General features: G+C 71.7%; 19 protein-coding genes. 8 read left to right on the top strand and 11 right to left on the bottom strand.

All coding sequences use genetic code 11. The features are described from left to right. Window positions 1–471: 471 nt before the first annotated feature. The 6 genes from ACFYO5_RS03410 to ACFYO5_RS03385 form a co-directional block, all read right to left on the bottom strand. Entirely contained in the window at window positions 472–1884 is a 1413-nt protein-coding gene (locus tag ACFYO5_RS03410) for an NAD(P)/FAD-dependent oxidoreductase (RefSeq protein ID WP_388703658.1), read from the bottom strand. 236 nt (window positions 1885–2120) lie between these two features. Continuing rightward, on the bottom strand, window positions 2121–3296 hold the full coding sequence (locus ACFYO5_RS03405; RefSeq protein ID WP_388703655.1) for an MAB_1171c family putative transporter: 1176 nt from the start codon (window positions 3294–3296) through the stop codon (window positions 2121–2123). After that, window positions 3293–4504: an MAB_1171c family putative transporter gene (locus tag ACFYO5_RS03400; protein WP_388703652.1), complete on the bottom strand. Its 1212-nt coding sequence runs from the start codon at window positions 4502–4504 to the stop codon at window positions 3293–3295. Before ACFYO5_RS03400 ends, ACFYO5_RS03405 begins: the two co-directional genes overlap by 4 nt. Further along, complete coding sequence (locus ACFYO5_RS03395; RefSeq protein ID WP_356559609.1) at window positions 4501–5010, bottom strand: toxin; 510 nt, start codon at window positions 5008–5010, stop codon at window positions 4501–4503. The genes ACFYO5_RS03400 and ACFYO5_RS03395 overlap by 4 nt, the downstream gene beginning before the upstream one ends. 696 nt (window positions 5011–5706) lie before the next feature. Continuing rightward, complete coding sequence (locus ACFYO5_RS03390; protein WP_388703649.1) at window positions 5707–6996, bottom strand: MAB_1171c family putative transporter; 1290 nt, start codon at window positions 6994–6996, stop codon at window positions 5707–5709. Beyond that, the gene (locus ACFYO5_RS03385) at window positions 6993–7604 is read right to left on the bottom strand and encodes a toxin-antitoxin system, toxin component family protein (RefSeq protein ID WP_388703646.1); all 612 of its coding nucleotides are present in this window, start codon (window positions 7602–7604) and stop codon (window positions 6993–6995) included. Before ACFYO5_RS03385 ends, ACFYO5_RS03390 begins: the two co-directional genes overlap by 4 nt. Before the next feature lie 272 nt (window positions 7605–7876). On the opposite strand from ACFYO5_RS03385, the gene ACFYO5_RS03380 reads away from it, so the two are divergent. From ACFYO5_RS03380 to ACFYO5_RS03360, 5 genes are all read left to right on the top strand, one after another. Further along, window positions 7877–9226 carry an extracellular solute-binding protein gene (locus ACFYO5_RS03380; protein WP_388703643.1) on the top strand — a complete coding sequence of 450 codons (1350 nt, stop codon included), beginning with the start codon at window positions 7877–7879 and terminating at the stop codon, window positions 9224–9226. Further along, on the top strand, window positions 9223–10164 hold the full coding sequence (locus tag ACFYO5_RS03375; RefSeq protein ID WP_388703640.1) for a carbohydrate ABC transporter permease: 942 nt from the start codon (window positions 9223–9225) through the stop codon (window positions 10162–10164). Before ACFYO5_RS03380 ends, ACFYO5_RS03375 begins: the two co-directional genes overlap by 4 nt. Continuing rightward, entirely contained in the window at window positions 10161–11021 is an 861-nt protein-coding gene (locus tag ACFYO5_RS03370; protein WP_356559603.1) for a carbohydrate ABC transporter permease, read from the top strand. The genes ACFYO5_RS03375 and ACFYO5_RS03370 overlap by 4 nt, the downstream gene beginning before the upstream one ends. Window positions 11022–11097: 76 nt before the next feature. Beyond that, entirely contained in the window at window positions 11098–12612 is a 1515-nt protein-coding gene (locus ACFYO5_RS03365) for an alpha-N-arabinofuranosidase (RefSeq protein WP_356559602.1), read from the top strand. A gap of 34 nt (window positions 12613–12646) precedes the next feature. Next, a complete protein-coding gene (locus ACFYO5_RS03360) occupies window positions 12647–13105 on the top strand; it encodes an Rrf2 family transcriptional regulator (protein ID WP_356559601.1) in 459 nt (152 codons plus the stop codon). A 32-nt stretch (window positions 13106–13137) separates the two neighbouring features. Here ACFYO5_RS03360 and chvE read toward each other — a convergent pair whose 3' ends face one another. Continuing rightward, complete coding sequence (gene chvE, locus ACFYO5_RS03355) at window positions 13138–14229, bottom strand: multiple monosaccharide ABC transporter substrate-binding protein (protein WP_388703635.1); 1092 nt, start codon at window positions 14227–14229, stop codon at window positions 13138–13140. A gap of 556 nt (window positions 14230–14785) precedes the next feature. On the opposite strand from chvE, the gene ACFYO5_RS03350 reads away from it, so the two are divergent. Next, on the top strand, window positions 14786–15436 hold the full coding sequence (locus tag ACFYO5_RS03350) for a DUF4360 domain-containing protein (RefSeq protein WP_388703632.1): 651 nt from the start codon (window positions 14786–14788) through the stop codon (window positions 15434–15436). A 39-nt stretch (window positions 15437–15475) separates the two neighbouring features. Here the strand turns inward: ACFYO5_RS03350 and ACFYO5_RS03345 are convergent, their stop codons facing one another. Together ACFYO5_RS03345 and ACFYO5_RS03340 are read right to left on the bottom strand one after the other, a co-directional pair. Beyond that, on the bottom strand, window positions 15476–15718 hold the full coding sequence (locus tag ACFYO5_RS03345; RefSeq protein ID WP_388703630.1) for a DUF397 domain-containing protein: 243 nt from the start codon (window positions 15716–15718) through the stop codon (window positions 15476–15478). Then, complete coding sequence (locus ACFYO5_RS03340; RefSeq protein ID WP_388703627.1) at window positions 15715–16557, bottom strand: Scr1 family TA system antitoxin-like transcriptional regulator; 843 nt, start codon at window positions 16555–16557, stop codon at window positions 15715–15717. The genes ACFYO5_RS03345 and ACFYO5_RS03340 overlap by 4 nt, the downstream gene beginning before the upstream one ends. A gap of 127 nt (window positions 16558–16684) precedes the next feature. On the opposite strand from ACFYO5_RS03340, the gene ACFYO5_RS03335 reads away from it, so the two are divergent. Next, on the top strand, window positions 16685–17164 hold the full coding sequence (locus ACFYO5_RS03335; protein WP_388703624.1) for an ATP-binding protein: 480 nt from the start codon (window positions 16685–16687) through the stop codon (window positions 17162–17164). Between the two features lie 22 nt (window positions 17165–17186). Here the strand turns inward: ACFYO5_RS03335 and ACFYO5_RS03330 are convergent, their stop codons facing one another. Beyond that, a complete protein-coding gene (locus tag ACFYO5_RS03330) occupies window positions 17187–18095 on the bottom strand; it encodes an NAD(P)-dependent oxidoreductase (protein WP_388703621.1) in 909 nt (302 codons plus the stop codon). Window positions 18096–18179: 84 nt separating this feature from the next. Between ACFYO5_RS03330 and ACFYO5_RS03325 the strand changes: the two genes are divergently transcribed. Continuing rightward, window positions 18180–18548, top strand: a complete 369-nt coding sequence (locus tag ACFYO5_RS03325) for a helix-turn-helix domain-containing protein (protein WP_356559594.1) — start codon at window positions 18180–18182, stop codon at window positions 18546–18548. Window positions 18549–18639: 91 nt separating this feature from the next. Here ACFYO5_RS03325 and ACFYO5_RS03320 read toward each other — a convergent pair whose 3' ends face one another. Then, window positions 18640–19458 carry an intradiol ring-cleavage dioxygenase gene (locus tag ACFYO5_RS03320; protein ID WP_388703617.1) on the bottom strand — a complete coding sequence of 273 codons (819 nt, stop codon included), beginning with the start codon at window positions 19456–19458 and terminating at the stop codon, window positions 18640–18642. Window positions 19459–19586: the final 128 nt, after the last annotated feature.

Below are 19586 nucleotides of genomic sequence, written 5' to 3'. Positions count from 1 at the left end.
TCACCTGTCGCCGGGCCGACCTCCGGTCGTGTCCGGCGTGGGCGCAGGGCGTGACCCTGTCGGTGTTCGGCGGCTGAGGGGGCTGGTGCCGGGCGTATATCGCCGGGCGTCGGCCCCTCACTCGTTGACCGGTGCCGCGCGACCCACCGCCGGGCGGCACTGCCTCACCTGTCGCCGGGCCGGCCTCCGGTCGTGTCCGGCGTGGGCGCAGGGCGTGACCCTGTCGGTGTTCGGCGGCTGAGGGGGCTGGTGCCGGGCGTACACCGCCGGGCGGCACCGGGACGCCGCCCCGTGACTGACGGGTACCGGCTTCGACCGCGGTCGACCCGCCTCGTTCAGCCCTCCCCGGCCACTCCTGGCCGCACCCCCGGCCACTCCTGGCCGCACCCCCGGCCACTCCTGGCCGCAGCCGACCCACCCCGAACCGCCCCCGCCCGCGGCCGCACCCGCCCGCGGCCGCCCCCCGTCGCCTCACCCCGCCTCGGCGCCTGCCTCCTCCAGCTGTCGCAGCACCTTCCGCTCCGTCTCGGTCAGCGGCGGACCCGCCGTGGGCGGCAGGGACGGTCCGTTCAGGGTGGCGAGGAGCGCCGACGGGCGCAGGAGGCGTTCCGGTCCGGCCGTGAGGCCGGTGACGTCCCACACCGCCGACGCCGCGCCGTAGGACCCCGTGGCCGTCCGCATCACCCGCCGGGTGAACCGGGTGACCAGCCGGTCCGCGACGGTCGGGGCGCCGCCCCGCGTGCCGGGGAACCAGACGTCCTGGCTGACGGCCATCGTCCAGGCCGCCTCGACCGACGAGGCGGCCCCGCGCTGCACCCGCCGGGCGAGCCCCGCCGAGTCGATCGCGCCGCCCCGCCGCAGCTCCCGGCCGAGCACCTGCGCGCCGAGCGCGGCCACGGACATGCCCTGCCCGTACGCCGGGTTGAAGGTGGCCAGCGCGTCGCCGAGGGCGACGAACCGCTCGGGCCACTCCCGGACCTTCTCCAGGTACCGCCGGTGGTTGCTGGTGCTGCGGCTGACGTGGATGTCGGTGAGCGGCTCGGCGCCCGCGATCAGCCGCCCCACGAGCGGGTGCGGCAGATCGAGGGTGTACCGGAGGAACCCGTCCGGATCGGACGGCGGTTCGCCCCCGCCCCGTGTGCCGGCGAGGCTGACCATCCAGCGGTCGCCCTCGATGGGCAGCACCATGCCGCTGCGTCCGGGCAGCCCCTGGTACGGGTTGGCCTGGATGATGGTCAGCGGGAACCGTCCGGCCCCTTCGGGAGTGCGGTAGATCCGCGTGGCGTTGACCAGTCCCGCGTCGACCGTCTTCTCGCGGACGTCGGAGATGCCCAGCTCGGACAGCCAGTGGACGACCCGCGACCCGCGCCCGCTCGCGTCGACCACGAAATCGGCGTCGATCACCTCGTCCCCGCCGGGAGCGGAGACCCGTACGCCGGTGACGCGGCGGGCGTCGCCGGTCAGTTCCCGCACCTGCCCCTTGCGGACCTCGGCCCTGGTGTTGGCCAGAACGGCGTCGCGGACCGCCCAGTCGAGCAGGGCCCGGCTGGAGGTCATCATCCGCGGTCCCTCGTGGCGCCAGCGCCGGAACCAGCCCTCGGGCGTGAGGGCGATCATGCCGGAGCTGAGGGATATCTCGCGGGCCCCGGCGGCGAGCAGGTGCTTGCGCATGCCGACGCCCGGCACGAGGTCCTCCATGGCGGCGAGCCCGCCGGCCATGAGGAGGTGGGCGTGCCGCCCCTGCGGCAGGCCCTTGCGGTGTTCCGGCCCGTCGGGCAGGTCGTCCCGTTCCAGCACGATCACTTGGTCCACGACGGTGGACAGGGCCGCCGCGGCCAGCATGCCGGCCAGGCCGGCACCGATGACGACAGCTCTACTGGACATGGGGCTCCTCGTACTCGGCCATGAAGGCGGACATGGCAGGCAGGCGTGGCAGGCGTGGCAGGGGTTGCGGGCATGTTGGGCATGGCGGACAACGTGACGGCGGACAGGGGGACGGCGGGCAGGCGGTCACCACGGGACCGGTCCCGCGGCGCGTGCACCGCGAAGGGCCCCACCCGCCGGGGCCGTTCGGTCACGAGGGCCCGCCGCCGCACCAGGCATTCGGCCAACGAAGGCTTTCAGCCGTGGAAGGCTTTCACCGTACCTTCACCGACCGCGTCCGCGGCGGGAGTTACGGCCAGTGCCTGCGCCAGCTCGACCAGTCCGGCGGCGCCGGACACCTCGGTGGCGTGCAGCCGGTGGGTGCTCGGTGTCTCGCACGGCGCCTCCCGCGCGGCGGCCCGCCGGGCGGCCTCGGCGACCATGGCGGCCTCCGCGGCGACCCGCGCCTCGTGCGCGCCGCGGCCCTCACCGAGGGCGGCGGCGAGCACCCGCGACCGTACCCGGTCGTCGAAGTAGGGGGCCAGGGCGAGCAGCGCGTCGTGGATCGCGACCTCCCGCCAGTGCAGCCGCTCCTCGGGCAGCCGCCACCAGGACACGGGGGGTTTGGGCGCCACCGACACGAATCCCACGCGGTTCCACAGCGGCCGCAGCCGCCGGTGGTCCCGCAGTCCGCGTCCGTGCGCGACGGCCGCCGGCAGCAGCCGGGGCAGGACGTAACCGGCGGAGCAGAGCAGCGCGCCGAGGGCGGCCATCGGCGGGGCGACGCTGGTGGAGAGGAAGTCGAGGTCGTGTCCGGCCCAACGGGCGACGACGGCGGTGTACTTGGTGAGCTGGAAGCCGAGCAGGTCCAGCAGCGCCCCGGCCAGGATCAGCCGCAGTCCGGTCCGCAGCAGCCCGGTGACCTCGCGCAGCCACTGGACGCAGACCACGGCCATCGCGACCATGGCGGCGGTGTGCCCGAGCAGGTAGAGCACGATCATCTCGCGCATGTACGGCGTGTTCGCGTAGTAGGTGTCGAGGTCGGTGAGCCGTTCGGTGGGCGCGTCGGCGAGCGCGAACAGCACGATCACGGTCACGATCAGCGGCGCGTACCCGGCGATGCCGCCCAGCACCTGCCGCCGTACCCGCTCGGGCGGCCCACCCCGCCAGTAGGCGAGCAGGATCAGCAGCGAGCAGCTGTACGCCGAGAGCATGCCGTACGTCAGCGGGGCGCCGAAGTTGGGGATGCCGGTGAGGTCGTTGACGGCGGCCAGGGTGACGGGCGCGGAGCAGACGAAGACGAGCGCGCCGAGGGTGATCGCGGCACAGGTCGAGGCGGTGAGCGGGTTGGGCGCGGACGAGCGGGGCCGGCGGAACAGCACGGCGGCGGAGAGCAGCAGGACGGCGCCGGCGAGGTAGACGACGAGACTCACGCGGTCGGCCTCCGTTCGGCGGGGACCGGCTCGGCCGCCACCGCCGCTTCCGTCGCGGCGGCGCGGACCAGGGGTTCGCCGGCCAGCGCGTCGGCGATGCGCACGAGCGCGGCCGGGTCCGGCGCCCGCTCCAGGAGCCAGTCGGACTCCCCGCGGGTGCCCGCGCCGCCACCGTCCGGCCCGGCGTGCGCCTCCCGTCGTACGGCCGCCGCGATGACGGTCGCCCAGGCCGTCGCGGCGGCCCGCTCCGCGTCGCCGGTGCGGCGCAGGGCGGCCCGCCGCGTCACGTCGTACAGACCGCGGTCGAGGTAGGCGTCCAGGTGGGTCAGGGCGTTGTGGATGCTGGTCCGGCGCCAGACGAGCCGGGTGGCGGGCCGGGCCCAGCACGGCGGGGGCAGCCGCAGGGCGTGGCGGGTGAGGACGCCGTCCAGTTCGCGTTCCAGGGGTTCGAGGCGGGCGTAGGTGCGCCGGGTCCGCCGCCAGTCCGTCAGCCGGGGTCCGGCGAGCGGGACGAGGACGCCGACGACCATCATGACCGCGCCGAGTCCGGCCGCCGCCGGGGAGGCCTCGGTCACCAGGGCCGACCAGTCGTGGCCGGTCCAGCGGGCGGCCACGGCGGCGAGCCTGGAGAGGCTGTACACGGCCCCGCACAGCGAGCCCAGGCCCAGTGTCACCAGGCCGGCCCGCAGCCAGCCGCGCACCTCGCGGGCCCAGCGCAGGGCGGACACGGTGGTGACGCCGACGGCGGCGAGGTGCCCGAGCAGGTAGAGCAGGATCATCTCGCGGAGGTAGGGGGTGTTCGCGTAGTAGGTGTCCAGGTCGGTGCGCCGCTCCACGGGCGCGTCGCCGAGGACGAACATCGTGACGATGCCGAGGACGACCAGGGTGTACGCCAGGATCCAGCGCCGGGCCGTCCGGCGCACCCGCGGTCCGCCCCGCCAGTGCACGATCAGCACCTGGGAGGCGGCGCTGTACCCGGTGATCGCGGCGTACGTCAGCGGTGCGGCCAGGTTCGGTGTCCCGCCGAGCCGGTTGACGGCGCCGACGGTGGGCGGGGCGCCGAGCAGGAAGCAGAGTCCGGCCAGGCCGAGCACGGCGCAGATGGACCTCAGGTAGGGGTCGTGGCGGTGGCGCAGCAGGTCGGGGGCGCGTACCAGCAGGCCGAGCCAGAGGACGGCGGCGCTGACGTAGTGCGGCGCGCCGTTCATCTGCGGGTACCGCGGTAGTTGAGGGCCGCGCCGATGCGTCCGGCGATGTCCTGGGTGTCGTCGCCGCGGTCCGCGTACACGGAGTCCGCGGAGGCCTCCAGCCAGGTGCGCAGCCGACGGCCCATCAGCATGCCGAAGCGGTCGGCCTCCTGCTCGTCGGAGAGGGAGAAGTCGGTACGGGCGGCGGCGGCCGGAGCGGCGCCGGGGACGGCGTCGGCCCGGCGCCGGTGCATGTGCCACACCTCGTGGCAGAAGATCACGATCTGGTGCCAGACGGCGGCCCGTTCGTCGATGACGACGTCGTCGTGGCTCTCGCCCTCCAGCCAGAGCCCGCTGGCGGTGTGCGGGGGGAACACCGCGCGGTGGACGACGATCTCGCGGCCCCGCCACCGCGCGGCCGCCTCGACGACGGCGTCGAACAGGGCCTCCGGCTCGGCCGGGACCGGCACCCGGATGGGAGCGATGAGGGTGTCGGCGAGACGACGCATCTCCCTGTTCGTACGCACGGTTCTCCCCGTGGCTGCGCGGGTGTTCGGTCCACGCAATATGCCAAGACCTGTGCCGTTTCAGCTACCTCCGCCCGGGCGGCCGGGGGAAATCGGCGGGAACTCGGCGGGGAGGAACCGCTTGTAACGGGTGAACGGGATACGGCTCCCCGACCCCCTTGGCCGAAAAGCTCCGGGTGCATCCGCGCACGTGCCGCCTTCCGCCCGGGACGACCCACGCCCCGCCCGCCAGATCCGGCCTTTGTCGGCGCGTGTGCGGGTCGGGTGCGCACCAGGTGGAGACCGCGCGCGGATGGCCCCCCGTGGGAGTGCCCGCCCGCGAGCCGCCTGTCGGGCGTCCGCCCGAGAGCCGCCTGTCGGGGCACCCGCCCGTTCGCCGTCCGCAGAGGAGCCCGCCCGTCGCCAGCCCGAGCACCGCCCGACCCACCATCCACACGCCGCCGTCCGTCGGGGCCCGCACGCCGCCGTCCGTGAGGGTCGTGCCCACGCCGCCGTCCGTCGGGGCCCCTACGCTGCCGTCCGCCAGGGTCGTCCCCACGCTGCCGCCTGCCAGGGCCCCCACGCTGTCCGCCAGGGTCGTCCCCACGCTGCCGCCTGCCAGGGCCCCCACGCTGTCCGCCAGCGTCGTCCCCACGCCGCCGCCCGCCAGGGCCCCCACGCCGCCGCCCGCCAGGGGCGTCCCCACGTCGCCGTCCGTCAGGACCCAGGGGCGGCACCGTCGTGCTCCGGCGTCGCCCGTGGGTCCTGCGCCATGGCGTCGGCACGTTCCCGCACCGCCCGCACCGCGTCCGGCCGGCGCAGGGCACGCGACACCGCGCCGATGTCCCGGAGCAGGTCGGTCGTGTCGCAGTCGGCGTCGGTGTCGCGCTCCAGGCCGCGGCTCCTGGCGTCCGCCGCGTCGAGCACGGTCACCGCCGCGGCCAGCGCCTTCGCCCGGTCCGCCGGGAAGCCGAGGGCGAGGGCGGCGTCGTGGGAGCGGCCGCGCAGGTCCTCGTCGACGAACCGGGCCAGTGACAGCAGCCCGTCGCGGATGAACGTCTCCCGGCGGATCAGGCGCAGTTCGGGCGCGGAGCGCAGGACGCGGGGGACGCCGCCGCCGTTGCCGGCCTTCATCAGCAGGTACAGCGGCCGCAGTTCGCGCACGGCGAACCGGACCTGCCAGCGGTCGTGCAGGTACTGGCCGGCGTGCGGCAGGATGAAGCCCACCGCGATCAGGACGGCGGACAGGCAGGCCAGCGGCGGTGCCACGGCCGTACTCAGCCAGTCCAGGTTCCGCCCCGCCCAACGGCCGCCCACGGCGGTCAGTTTGGCCGCGTCGAACAGCAACTGGGCGGCGTAGCCCACACCGAGGAACTTCAGTCCCCAGCGCAGCAGCGAGTCGAGTCCGTCGGCGCGCACCCAGTTCCAGATGAGCGCGTTGGTGATCAGCGTGGCCGCGGTGTGCGCGAGCAGGTAGAGCACGATCAGTTCGCGGGCGTACGGCGTGTTCGCGTAGTACGTGTCGAGGTCCCGCAGCCGTTCCTCGGGCATCTCGGCGAGGGCGAACAGCACCCACAGGGCGGCGATCACGGCGGCGTAGGTGCCGAGGACCCAGCGCATGGCGGAGCGGGTGCGGGCGGAGCGGTCGGACAGGCCGTTGCGCCAGGTGATGATCAGCAGCAGGCAGGACCCGCAGAACGCGGTGAGCAGGGAGTAGACCCAGGGTCCGGAGATGTTGGGCACGCCGGTGACCCGGTTGACCCAGGCGATCGTCGACGGCGCGACGAACACGAACACCGCCAGGGCGAGCAGCAGCAGCCCGCCGACCGCGCGCAGCAGCGGGTCGGTCCACAGCCGGATGATGCTGGGCAGTTTGATGGCGAGGGCGGCCGCGAGGATGCCGGCGGGGATCCACCAGAAGGAGGGGTAGAACTCGTTGACGAAGCCGGCCGGTGTCAGGGCCAGCGGTTCGGTGAGCGGGGCCGCCGCCGGGGTCAGGGCGCTCATCGTCGGCCGGTACCTCGGCGTCCCCGGTAGCCCAGGGACCGCTGAACGGGTTCCAGGGGCACGGCGGTGGAGTCGCCGCGGTCCAGCAGCGGCCGCAGGCCGGCGGCCAGCCGGTGGCCGAAGTCGTCGGCCCGCGCCTCGTCCTGTGCGCGCGAGCCGTTGCGGGCGGCGACCGTGAGGGCGGCGTGGGGCCAGGCGGGCCGTACGGCGAGCGCGCGGGCGGCCGCCGTACCGGGGCTGTGGCGGTGGTCGTGTCCGGCGTGCAGATGCCACAGCTCGTGGCCGAGGATGACGAGTTGCTGCACCTCTTCGGCGCGTTCCTCCACGATGACCAGGTCGAAGTCCTCGAACTCGACCCACAGCCCGGTCACTTCGATCTCGTCGGGGAACCGCTCGAAGCGCAGTTCGACGGGGCGTCCGCCGCGCAGTGCGGCCATCTCCTCGCACAGGGCGTGGGCGACCTCGCGCACTCCCTGGGGCGTTTGGGGCCGGGCCCGCAGCGCGGTGGTCAGTTCGTCGGCCAGGTGACGCATGGCGGGGCCGGGCCTCGCGCGCCGCAGCCCCGAGGCGATCCGGGCAGCCGTTCCGCGCACGCCCGCGATGTCCATCCGTCCCCTTCCCGGCCGCCCTGCGGCAGCCGCTCCCGAGGCTACGCGGCCGGACGTGTCCGCGTCACGGGGCAGCCGGCGTGGCGAGTAGGTCGAGCGGGTGGCCGGGCCCGAGGCGCCACCCCGCAGAAAGCGCTATCAGAATCGGTGTCGAAAGGTGGCCCGGAAGTCGCGGCAGTCCTGTCAGAACCATTGACGCGAGGCCGCATCGAATTTACGGTCCCGTTCGAAGTTACGGGCACAATTCGAAATGTCGAACAGTAGGGCAGGACATGGGACGACCTGACCTGAGTCGCAGGCAACTTCTGGCCGCCGCCGGCGGCCTGACCGTCGCGGGCAGCTTCGGCTTCGCGGCGCTCGGCACCGGAGCCGACGCGCTCGCCTCCGGCGCGGACACCCGGGTGCGGTACTGGAACCTCTTCAGCGGCGGCGACGGATACAACATGATCGCGATGCTGGACGCCTTCCGTGAGGACAACCCCGGCATCGACGTGAAGGACTCCACCCTCCAGTGGGGCAGCCCCTTCTACACCAAGCTGGCCATGGCCGCCGCGGGCAACCGCGCACCGGACCTCGGCGTCATGCACATGGGCCGGGTCACCGGCTTCTCGCCCGGCCGCCTCCTCGACCCCTGGGACGTCGGCCTGCTCGCCGAGTACGGCGTGCGAGAAGCGGACTTCACCCCCGCGCTCTGGAAGCGGGCCGTCATCGACGGCAAGCTCTACGCCCTCCCCCTCGACATCCACGTCCAGCTCTGCTTCTACCGCAAGGACGTGCTGAAGAAGGCGGGCCTGCTCGGCTCCGACGGGCGGATGGTCCCGGTCACGTCGACCGACGAATGGTTCGACATGCTCAAGGAGGCCAAGGGCGCCACCCGGAAGGGGTTGCAGACCCTCGGGGTGCACGCCAACGACCAGAACTTCGCGTGGTGGTTCTTCGTCGCCTTCTACACCCAGCTCGGCGGCACCTACTTCGACGACGCCGACACCGAGGTCACCTTCGACATCGACAAGGCCACCGAGGTCCTGGAGTTCCTGCGCCGGCACGTCACCGACGGGTACTCCGTCGCGGGCGCCGCCGACGGCGAGCAGTTCATCAACGGGGCGCCCTTCACCTGGGAGGGCAACTGGTCGGTGCCGGTCTTCTCCGGCGCGAAGCTCGACTACGGCGCCACCCCGCTGCCGCCCGTCTTCGGCAGGCAGGCCACCCACGCCGAGTCGCACGCCTTCGTCCTGCCGCACCAGTCCGGCCGCGGCGGCGCCACCGACGAGGCCGCCCACCGGCTCGCCGCCTACGTCGTCAAGCACGCCCAGCAGTGGGCGGCCGGCGGCCACATCCCCGCCTACACGCCGACCCTGTCCACGGCCGCGTACAAGGGGCTGAGCCCGCAGAACGAGTACGTCTCGGCGATGGACCACCAGGCCACCGAGCCGAAGGTGTGGTTCGCGGGCTCCACCGGCATCCTCGCCCAGCGCGTCGGCCCGATCGTCGTCTCCTCGACGATGGGCTCCGCCCGGCCGGAGGCCGCCGCCCGCCGGATGAGGAGCACGCTCACCGAACTGCTCGCCATGAAGAACCCCATGGACGGCAGGACCGCCGCACAGGGAGGTGCGGCCGCATGACGACGACCGGCCTGGACACCGTCATCCGTCCGGCGCGCGCAAAGAGCGCCGCCCGGGCCGCCACCGTCCGCCGCAAGCAGGGGTTCCAGCACGGCGGCTGGTTCGTCGCCCCGTTCCTGGCGCTGTTCGCGCTGTTCGTGATCTGGCCGCTGCTGCGCGGCCTGTACCTCAGCCTCACGGACGCCAACATCTCCGGCGACGGCGCGAACTTCGTCGGCCTCGACAACTACCGAGAGGCCCTCAGGGACCCGCTGATGTGGGACTCGCTCGGCCACAGCGCGTACTTCACGCTCCTGGTCGTGCCCTGCATCACGGTCCTCGCCTTCCTCCTGGCGATGCTGGCGCACCACATCGAGCGCGGCCGGTGGCTGTGGCGGCTCTGCTTCTTCCTGCCGTTCCTGCTGCCGTCCACCGTCGCCGCCAACCTCTGGCAGTGGCTGTTCAACCCGGGCACCGGAATGGTCAACCACGTCCTCGGCACGGAGACGCCGTGGCTGACCGACAAGGCGTACGCCATGCTCGCCGTCGTCATCACCACCCTGTGGTGGACGGTCGGCTTCAGCTTCCTGCTCTACCTTGCCGCCCTCCAGGGCATCCCCGCGCACCTCTACGAGGCGGCGAAGCTGGACGGCGCGAACGCCTGGCACCGCATGGTCCACATCACGCTGCCGATGCTGCGCAACATCACCGGCCTGGTCATCGCCCTACAGATCCTCGCCTCGCTCCAGGTCTTCGACCAGGCCGTCGTGATGATGGACTTCACCCCCGGCCCGGAGGAGTCGACCCGGACGTTCGTGCAGTACACCCTCGAACAGGGCTTCACCAGCTACCGCGTGGGCTACGCCTCCGCGGTCTCCATCATCTTCTTCGTGCTCATCGCGGCCGTCGCCCTCGCGCGGATGTGGCTGCTGCGCAACCGTGAGGAGGGCGGCCGATGACCACCGCCGCACCGCTACGCGTCAAGCCCCGCAAGGTCTGGACGCCCAGCCAGATCGTGCTCACCCTGCTGGGCGCCGCCGTCTCCGCGGTGTTCCTCGCGCCGCTGGCCTGGGCCCTGTTCACCTCCCTCAAGTCCGAGACCGAGGCCGTCGAGGTGCCGCCGCACTGGCTGCCGAACACGTGGACGGGCCAGGCCTGGAAGGCCGTCTTCGAGAACGGCAACATCACCGACTGGTTCGTGAACTCGCTGGTGGTCTCGGTGTGCGTGACGACCGTCGTGCTGTTCGTGAGCGCGCTCGCCGGCTACGGCTTCGCCCGCACGGAGTTCCGCGGCAAGGGCTTCCTGCTGGGCGTGGTGATGGCGGGCCTCATGGTGTCCCCGGCCGTCCTCGGTGTGCCGCTGTTCACCACCGTCCAGCAGATGGGCATGGTCGACACCTACTGGGGCATGATCCTGCCCCAGTGCGCGCCCGCCGCGATGGTCTACATCCTCTACAAGTTCTTCCAGGGCATCCCGCGCGAGCTGGAGGAGGCGGCCTTCATCGACGGCGCCGGCCGCTGGCGGGTCTTCTTCACCATCGTCCTCCCGCTGTCCCGCCCCTCCCTCGCGGCGGTCGGCATCTTCACCTTCATCGCCTCGTGGAACAACTTCCTGTGGCCGTACATGGTGACCAACAACCCCGACCTCATGACCATGCCGAACGGCATCGCGACCGTCATGAACTCCTACGGCATCCAGTGGGCCCAGCTCATGGCCGGCGGTCTGATGGCGGGCCTGCCGCTGATCGTCGTCTTCGTCTTCTTCCAGCGCCAGATCGTGGCGGGTGTCGCGCACACCGGCCTCGCGGGCCAGTGACCGCCCGAAGGCGCCGCGACCGGTCCCCCGCACCGTCAGCCGCCCGCGACACAGAACACCTCCAGGAAAGGCGACCATGCACACCGCCCGCTTCACCCTCGACCCCGCCTTCACCGTCGGGGAAGTGAACCCCCGCCTCTTCGGCTCCTTCGTGGAACACCTCGGCCGCTGCGTCTACACCGGCGTCTACGAGCCCGGCCATGCCACCGCCGACGCGGCCGGGCTGCGACAGGACGTCCTGGACCTGGTCCGTGAACTCGGCGTCACCGCCGTCCGCTACCCCGGCGGCAACTTCGTCTCGGGCTACAAGTGGGAGGACTCCGTCGGCCCGGTGGAGGACCGCCCCCGCCGTCTGGACCTGGCGTGGCACTCGACGGAGAGCAACCGGTTCGGCCTCTCGGAGTACATCGCCTTCCTGAAGAAGATCGGCCCGCAGGCGGAGCCCATGATGGCCGTCAACCTGGGCACCCGCGGCGTGGCCGAGGCCCTCGAACTCCAGGAGTACGCCAACCACCCCTCCGGCACGGCCCTGTCGGACCTGCGCGCCGCGCACGGCGACAAGGACCCCTTCGGCATCCGGCTGTGGTGCCTCGGCAACGAGATGGACGGCCCCTGGCAGACCGGCCACAAGACGGCCGAGGAGTACGGCCGGATCGCCGCCGAGACCGCCCGCGCCATGCGCCAGCAGGACCCGGGCGTCGAACTCGTCGCCTGCGGCAGCTCGTCCCAGGCGATGCCGACGTTCGCCGAGTGGGAGGCGACGGTCCTGGCGGAGACGTACGACCTGGTCGACTACATATCCCTGCACGCCTACTACGAGCCCGTCGACGGCGACGTGGACTCCTTCCTCGCCTCCGCCGTCGACATGGAGTCCTTCATCGAGAACGTGGTCGCCACCTGCGACCACGTCGGCGCGCGGCTGAAGTCGAAGAAGAGGATCAACCTCTCCTTCGACGAGTGGAACGTCTGGTACCTCTCCCGCTGGCAGGAGCAGGCGACGACGTTCGCGCAGGACGACTGGCCCGAGGCCCCCCGCCTCCTGGAGGACAACTACAGCGTCACCGACGCCGTCGTCTTCGGCTCCCTCCTCATCGCCCTGCTCCGGCACGCCGACCGCGTCACCGTCGCCTGCCTGGCCCAGCTGGTCAACGTCATCGCGCCGATCATGACCGAGCCGGACGGCCCGGCCTGGCGCCAGACCACCTTCTTCCCGTTCGCGCAGGCGTCGCGGTACGGGCGGGGCGAGGTGCTCGACGTCCGGGTGGACTCGCCGACGTACGAGACCCGCAGGTACGGCGAGGCGGACCTGCTGCACGCCACCGCCGTCCGCGCGGAGGACGGCACGGTGACCGTCTTCGCGGTCAACCGCGGCCGCACCGGGGCGCTGCCGCTGGAGGTCACCCTGACCGGTCTCGGGATCTCGCGGCTGGTCGAGCACAGCGCGCTCGCCGACGCCGACCCGGACGCCCGCAACACGCTCGACGCCCCCGAGCGGGTCACCCCGCACGCCGTGGACGGCACGACGGTCACCGACGGGACGCTGCGGGCGACGCTGGAGCCGCTGTCGTGGAACGTGATCCGGCTGGCCTGAGCCGGACGGCGCCGACTGCCCCCACAATGTCGGTATGAGGATCTCGGCGCGGGCGGACTACGCGGTACGGGCGGTTCTGGAGCTGGCCGTACGCCAGGGCGGCGACCCGGTGAAGGCGGAGACGATCTCCACCGAGCAGGGCATCCCGCACAAGTTCCTGGAGGGGATCCTCGGTGACCTGCGGCGCGGCGGCATGGTCGAGAGCCGGCGCGGCGGAGGCGGCGGCTACCGGCTCGCCCGCGACCCCGCACGGATCACGGTCGCGGACGTGATCCGCGCGGTGGACGGTCCGATCGTGTCCGTCCGCGGCGAACGCCCGACCGGCCTGACGTACACGGGCACCGCGCGGCCCATGCTGCCCCTGTGGATCGCCCTGCGCGCCAACGTCCGCAAGATCCTGGAGGGCGTCACGGTCGCCGACATCGCCGCCGACGCCCTCCCGGCCCCGGTCCGCGACCTGGCGGCGGAACCGGCGGCCTGGGAGAACCCCTGACGCCCCGGCGGGCCCGGCCCGGGTCGCGACCGCTACTTCAGCTCCTCGGCGGTGTAGTAACCGGCGAGGACATAGCTGTAGTTGCTCTTGTCGACGGTCGCCGGCTGGAGCAGGTAGGCGGGCACGTCCTTCACGCCGTTCTTGTAGCCCCTTCGGTTGTTGATCCTCGGCGTCCTGCCCTTGAGTATGTCGTCGGCCATGTTCGCGGCGACCGTGGCGAGTTCGCGGAGGTCCTTGTAGACGGTCTGCGACTGCTCACCGGCGATGATCGACTTCACCGAGGCGAGTTCGGCGTCCTGACCGGTGACGATCGGGAGGGGCTTGCCGGAGGAGCCGTAGCCGTAGGACTTGAACGCGGACAGGATGCCCAGGGACATGCCGTCGTACGGCGACAGGACCGCGTCGACCGTCTTGCCGTTGTACGACTTGGACAGGATGCGGCTCATGCGCTTCTGCGCGGTCGGCCCGTCCCAGCGCAGCGTGGTGATCTCGTCGAGTTTCGTCTCGCCGGACCGGACGATCAGCTGCTTGCTGTCCAGGTACGGCTGGAGGAGGTGCATCGAGCCGTCGTAGAAGTACCTGGTGTTGTTGTCGTCGGGAGACCCGGCGAACAGTTCGATGCTGAACGGGCCCTTGCCGTCCTCCAGGCCCAGCTCGTCGATGATGTAGCGGGCCTGCTGCCGGCCGACCTGCTCGTTGTCGAAGGAGACGTAGTAGTCGACGTTCTTCGAGCCGAGGATGAGCCGGTCGTAGGAGATCACCGGGATGCCCGCGTCGCCCGCCTTCTGGAGCACGCCGGTCAGCGACTTGTTGTCGATGGCCGCGATGATCAGCGCGTCGACGCCCTGCTCGACCAGATCCGCGACCTGCGCCACCTGGGCCTTAGGGTCGTCGTCGCCGTAGACCAGCTTGGTCTGGTAGCCCTTGGTCTGGAGGTCCTTGACGACGCTCTTGCCGTCGGTGAGCCAGCGCTCGGAGGCCCGGGTCGGCATGGCGATCCCGATGGTGCCGCCCCCGGAGCCGGAGCCGGAGCTGCTCTCGCCGGTCTCGCCGCAGGCGGACAGGGTGAGGGCGAGGGAGACGGCTCCGGCGATGCTGCCGAGGGCGGCTCTTCGAGTGCGCATGGTGATCGTTCCTTGTTCTTCTCGTCGTTGAGGGGGGTCCCGACGCGCCGGTGTCGTACCAGGGGGATTCCGGGCGCGCTGGACAGAACGAACTGGGGACACGTGCGGTGGTGCGGCCTGGCATCCGGGTCTCGTCGACTCTCGTGATGCCCCTGCCGGCGTGCACCTGTAGGTACGTCGGGCCGCGCCACGGCATTCCGGCCACGTGAGCGCTGATTCCGGTGCTCCGGAGAGCGCTTGCCTTCCGTTGTTCGAAATCCCGTCAGATGGTCGGAATGCTGGCGTGACCTTAGGAGGGAGTGTGAAGGGTGTCAACGGGTCGAACAGGAATGATTACACAGGGGAGTTGGGGCGAGCGGGAAAAGGGTTGCCCGCGGATGCCGGAGTGCCGGTGTGCACCGGCCGAGGTGAATGGCCGGAGTCCGGCCTGGCCGGGACCCCGAGGTCTCCCTACGATGCGAACGCCCCCGAGGCTTCACATCAACTCCATTGATTCTTCACAGAGTTGACGTGCCGACCCCTCGGGTGCAGCCACCCCCCGACCCAGGGAGAGACCATGACAGGTGGGCTCCTTCTGAGCGGTGCCGTCGCCGCTCTCATCACCTCGGCGCTACCCGCTTCCAACCCGTCCTCCGGGTTCGTCGACCCGCCCCCGGACAAGATCGTCATCAACATCGCCACGGTGAACGGCTCCGGCTGCCCGGCGGGCACCGCGGCCATCGCCGTCTCCGAGGACAACACCGCCTTCACCGTCACCTACAGCGACTACCTCGCCCAGGCCGGCGGCAACTCCGACCCCACGGCGTTCCGCAAGAACTGCCAGCTCAACCTGATCGTCCACGTCCCGCAGGGCTTCACCTACGCCATCGCCAGCGCGGACTACCGGGGCTTCGCCCTCCTCCAGCCGGGCGCCACCGCCGTGCAGCGGGCCTCGTACTACTTCCAGGGCTCGTCCAGCACCGTGTACAAGAACCATCCCCTCAGCGGCGCCTACAGCGACAACTGGCAGGCGACCGACAACACCGACTGGGCACAGCTCGTGTGGGCGCCCTGCGGGGTCCAGCGCAACTTCAACATCAACACCGAGCTACGGGTCAGCGCGGGCAGCTCCGCACCGGGCAAGGTCAGCTTCATGACCATGGACTCGACCGACGGCGACATCAGCACGGTGTACCACATGGCCTGGAAGGAGTGTCCGGGCCGGTGAGACGAGGGGCCGCCCGCGCGGGTGCGGGCGGCCCTGGGGTCACTTCCCGGCGTGGGCGACGAACTCGGCCCAGGCGGCGGGGGAGAGGGCGAGCCGGGGGCCGTCCTTGTCCTTGGAGTCACGGACGTGGATGTGGTGGGGGAGGGCGGCGACTTCTACGCAGTCGCCGTCGCCACTGCTGCTGTAGCTGGACTTGCGCCACGAGAGGGCGACCTCGACGCAGTTGTCGCCCGAGCCGCTGCTGTAACTGCTTTTGAACCAGGCAAGTTCGGACGTGCTCATAGCTCTCCTCGCATCCGTCGCAACAGGCTCACGGAATCCTGGATGGCGAGAGCCTGTGAACGAATCCTGGCATACCTGTTCTGGAGGACGCTGATCCCTTTCGGGTCGGAGATGAGGTGCCCGCTCTCCTGGCCCTCGCTGTATCCGAACCACTTGTGTTTCGGGCTCTCCAGCAGGGCGATCGGACCGTGCAGCCCGGCATGGGAGGACTGGACGAGGGGCATGACCTGAATCTCGACGTTCCGCAACTCGGCGGCGTCCAGAAGGCGTTCGATGGCCTCGCGCGTGACGCTGACGCCCCCGGTCTGTCGCAACAGCACGTGCTCCTCGATGATGAAGTTGAAGGCGGTGTTCGGGCGTTCCCGCAGCAACTTCTGCCGTCCCGCACGAGCAGTCCAGTTAGCCTCGATCTGATGATCTGCCAGCGGTGGCAGCTCGTCGGCGAACAGTTGCCGTGCGTATGCCTCCGACTGCAAGAGCCCTGGGATCATCCTGCACTCGTAGTTGAAGAGTCCGATGGCCAGCTTCTCCATCGAAGCCCACCGCCGAAACCAGGCCGCCAACCCCGGCTGCCGCACAAGATGCTCCACGGCGCGCCGCAACGCCCCGGTGTTCCCCAACACCCTCTCCGCCGCCTCGACGAAGTCGACGTCCGGCATGCGCCTGCCCAACTCCACGGAGGCCACCGTGTGTTTGGAGAAGCCGACCAGTCCGCCGAACTCCTCCCTGCTCAGCCCGTTGAACTCGCGCAGCGCCTGGACGACCGCGCCGAACGTCCGCAGACTGTCCGACGACTCCGGCTCACCGCTGCCCCCGCCCACCTGCCCGTCGACCACCATGGTCACCTCCCGCGCCCCATGGTCACGGACGGTGACGAGTACTGTCCAGTCCGTGACCGCGTACGCTCGCGCAGCGTACGCGGCCCGGACCTGGTGAACTCCCGGAGGGAGCCGCCACATTGGCGGTATGACAGTACGTCCCACCCCCCGACCCCTGGTCACCGTACGTGTGTTCGCGCAGCGGCTGAGCGCCACGCCGAGGGGCGCCCGCCTGGCCAGGCACCTCGCGCTGCACCAGCTGGAGACCTGGGGCATCCCGCACGGCACGGACGTCTCCGAGGCGGTCGCGGTGATCGTCGCGGAGCTGGCGGCGAACGCGGTGACCCACGGGCGCGTGCCGGGAAGGGACTTCGAGCTGAGGCTCGCCCTGATCCCGGGCAGCGTCCGGGTGGAGGTCACCGACACGCGCACGGGCTCACGCCCGCCCGGCCCCGGCGCCGTACAGGCCCCCTGCCCCCTGGACGAGTCGGGGCGGGGCCTGCTCCTGGTGGACGCGCTGGCGGCCCGCTGGGAGGTGCTGGACCGCGACCCGCCGCCGGGCAAGACGGTGCGCGCGGAGGTGGACGTACCCGGCTGGCTGGGAATCGCCCGCAGGGCCGGCGCCTGACCCCGGCCTGTGCGGCATCGGGTCAGCGCGGCTCTCGGATGCCGTCGATGACGCGGGTCCAGTTGTCGCCGCCGTGTCCGTCCTCGATCGCGCGCCGATAGTGCCCCTGTACGGCGAGGGGGAGCGCGAGGTCGAGGCCGAGTGCCGTGCTGGTCTCGACGATGTGGTCGGCCGTCGCACCCATCATGGTGACCGTGCTGAGGTCGCCGGGATGCTCCCCGGCGTCCAGGGCGGCGCCGGGCGTCTTCTCGCCGGCCCTCAGCATGGCGCCGATCGAGTCGGTGAAGGAGAGCAGCTCCGGCAGTGCCTCCGCCGCCTTCATGCCGGCCGTGCCGAGCATCGAGGTGGCGTGCATCAGGGCGGACAGGGTGGTGAGGAACACCGTGAGCTGGGCCTGGTACATCATCTGGGCGAGGCCCGGATCCGCGCCCAGATACCTGGGCGCCCCGAGCCGTTCCAGCGCCGCCCGGTGACGTTCCATCACCTCTTCGGGGCCGCTGTAGTAGACGTGCGCCGCCTCGGTGCCGACCATCGGCGCCGGGACCATGACGCCACCGGTGAGGAAGGCGGCGCCGTGGCCCGCCGCCCAGGCCGCCGCCTCGCGGGTGCGGTCGGGCGTGTCCGAGCTGAGGTTGACCAGTGTCCGGCCGGTGAGCGCGGCGGTGGCGCCGTCGAGGATGTCGTACATCGCCCGGTAGTCGGTGAGGCTGAGGATCACGAGGTCACTCGCTTGGACCGCGTCGGCGGGTGTCGCCGCGCGCGTCGCCCCGTCGGCGACGACTCCGTCGGCCCGGCCGGGGGTGCGGTTCCAGACGGTGACCGGGTGGCCGGCGCCGAGGAGGGCGCGGGTCGTCGCCTGGCCCATGGGGCCGAGCCCGATTACGGTGACAGCGCTGTCCTGCCTGGTGGTGAGGTTCTGTGGTTCGTTCACCGCTCCATGCTCGGACAGCGCCACGACTCTCGTAAGTACCCACTATTTTCTGCGGTACTTACCTTTTCGTAAGGGGGATGGGTGATGGCCGGAGCGCCGAGACGCGGGCCCTACTTCTGCGGCATCGACGCCGCGCTCGACGTGGTGAGCGGCAAGTGGAAGGGGTTCATCCTCTGGGAACTCGACACCCGTCGGGTACGCCGCTTCGCCGAGCTTCGTCGCGCGCTGCCCGGAGTGAGCGAGAAGATGCTGACCCAGCACCTGCGGGAGCTGGAGGAGGACGGACTCGTGCACCGGGAGGTCCATGCCGAGGTGCCGCCCCGGGTGGAGTACTCCCTGACCGAGCACGGGCGCACGCTCAACCAGGCGCTCGAGGCGCTCGGCGACTGGGGAGGCGAGCGGATGCGTCGCGAAGGCCTGGCGGCACCGACGGCCGAGATCCCGCACGGCTGACTCCGCGCCCCGGGCCGCCGACCCCGTTCCCGGGCCTGTTCGCCGGGCCGGCCGGGCGGCACCGCGACCACGGTGCCGCCCGGCGCGGAGGTCAGCGTTCGACGCCCAGGGTGAGCGTCCCCGCGTAGCCCGCGGAGGTGGTGCCGCCCAGTGCGGTGAGGGTGAGCAGGCCCGAGGCGGCGCCTCCCTCGTCGTAGATGGGGTCCTGGGCGAGGGTGGTGCGGGTGACCGTGTTCGTCGAGTACGGCGAGACGCGTCCGACCGCGGCCGTGATCGTCTCCTTGAAGAACAGCTGGCCGGTGTGGAGCTCCTGGCCGCCGGTGAAGTGGCCGTCCGAGGTCAGGGTGACGTTCGTGTGGACCTTGACGTGGATGTGGACGCAGCGGCCCCGGTACCAGCCCGGGTAGACGGTCGTGATCGCCGCGACGCCGGCGGCGTCGGTGAGCACGCCGCCGCGCAGGAAGGTGCCGTTGTCCGGCTCGTCGTGGCCGTTGTTGCCGACGAATCCGGAGTACTCGCCGAGCGCGTCGGAGTGCCACACCTCGACCAGGGCGTTGGGCAGGGGTGCGCAGGTGTCGTCGTCGACGACCTTGAGGGTCAGCTTCAGCGGGATGCCCGCCTTGCCTTCGGTGATGTCGGCGCGGACGTACTGTCCGTCGAGGTAGTACGGCCCTTCGGTCAGCTCCTTCGTGAGGGTGCACACGGCCGCGGCGGCCGGGGGCGCGGGTGCGGCGGCCGGCGCGGCCGGAGCCTCGGGGGCGGCCGCCGCGCCCACGGCCAGGGTGGCGGCGGTGGCGCCGGTGGCGATCAGCACCGCCCGGCGTCCGACGGGGCGGCGGAGTGCGGCGGGGGTGACGTCGGCGGTGACTTCGGGGCCGACTTCCGGGGTGACGTTCGAGGTGTCTGTCATGAACACGGCACCGTAGGGAGTGTTCCTGTCGGTGAGCTGTCAGTTGGGCAAAGTGACGGCCCGTCAAGGAGCTTGCCGGACAAGCGGATCGAGGGGTTCCCGGACGCCTGGGCGCTCTCGCAAAAGTT

Source organism: Streptomyces sp. NPDC006259 (assembly GCF_042870975.1).
Lineage (GTDB): Bacteria > Actinomycetota > Actinomycetes > Streptomycetales > Streptomycetaceae > Streptomyces.
The sequence above is the reverse complement of the archived record's forward strand: the minus strand, read 5'-3'. Positions and strand labels throughout refer to the sequence as shown.

What these genes read in the sequence shown, in the direction of transcription:
- ACFYO5_RS03410 (WP_388703658.1), bottom strand. Translation starts at nt 1,884, where the DNA reads ATGTCCAGTAGAGCTGTCGTCATCGGTGCCGGCCTGGCCGGCATGCTG.
- ACFYO5_RS03400 (WP_388703652.1), bottom strand. Translation starts at nt 4,504, where the DNA reads ATGAACGGCGCGCCGCACTACGTCAGCGCCGCCGTCCTCTGGCTCGGC.
- ACFYO5_RS03390 (WP_388703649.1), bottom strand. Translation starts at nt 6,996, where the DNA reads ATGAGCGCCCTGACCCCGGCGGCGGCCCCGCTCACCGAACCGCTGGCC.
- ACFYO5_RS03385 (WP_388703646.1), bottom strand. Translation starts at nt 7,604, where the DNA reads ATGGACATCGCGGGCGTGCGCGGAACGGCTGCCCGGATCGCCTCGGGG.
- ACFYO5_RS03380 (WP_388703643.1), top strand. Translation starts at nt 7,877, where the DNA reads ATGGGACGACCTGACCTGAGTCGCAGGCAACTTCTGGCCGCCGCCGGC.
- ACFYO5_RS03375 (WP_388703640.1), top strand. Translation starts at nt 9,223, where the DNA reads ATGACGACGACCGGCCTGGACACCGTCATCCGTCCGGCGCGCGCAAAG.
- ACFYO5_RS03370 (WP_356559603.1), top strand. Translation starts at nt 10,161, where the DNA reads ATGACCACCGCCGCACCGCTACGCGTCAAGCCCCGCAAGGTCTGGACG.
- ACFYO5_RS03365 (WP_356559602.1), top strand. Translation starts at nt 11,098, where the DNA reads ATGCACACCGCCCGCTTCACCCTCGACCCCGCCTTCACCGTCGGGGAA.
- ACFYO5_RS03360 (WP_356559601.1), top strand. Translation starts at nt 12,647, where the DNA reads ATGAGGATCTCGGCGCGGGCGGACTACGCGGTACGGGCGGTTCTGGAG.
- chvE (WP_388703635.1), bottom strand. Translation starts at nt 14,229, where the DNA reads ATGCGCACTCGAAGAGCCGCCCTCGGCAGCATCGCCGGAGCCGTCTCC.
- ACFYO5_RS03350 (WP_388703632.1), top strand. Translation starts at nt 14,786, where the DNA reads ATGACAGGTGGGCTCCTTCTGAGCGGTGCCGTCGCCGCTCTCATCACC.
- ACFYO5_RS03345 (WP_388703630.1), bottom strand. Translation starts at nt 15,718, where the DNA reads ATGAGCACGTCCGAACTTGCCTGGTTCAAAAGCAGTTACAGCAGCGGC.
- ACFYO5_RS03340 (WP_388703627.1), bottom strand. Translation starts at nt 16,557, where the DNA reads ATGGTGGTCGACGGGCAGGTGGGCGGGGGCAGCGGTGAGCCGGAGTCG.
- ACFYO5_RS03335 (WP_388703624.1), top strand. Translation starts at nt 16,685, where the DNA reads ATGACAGTACGTCCCACCCCCCGACCCCTGGTCACCGTACGTGTGTTC.
- ACFYO5_RS03325 (WP_356559594.1), top strand. Translation starts at nt 18,180, where the DNA reads ATGGCCGGAGCGCCGAGACGCGGGCCCTACTTCTGCGGCATCGACGCC.
- ACFYO5_RS03320 (WP_388703617.1), bottom strand. Translation starts at nt 19,458, where the DNA reads ATGACAGACACCTCGAACGTCACCCCGGAAGTCGGCCCCGAAGTCACC.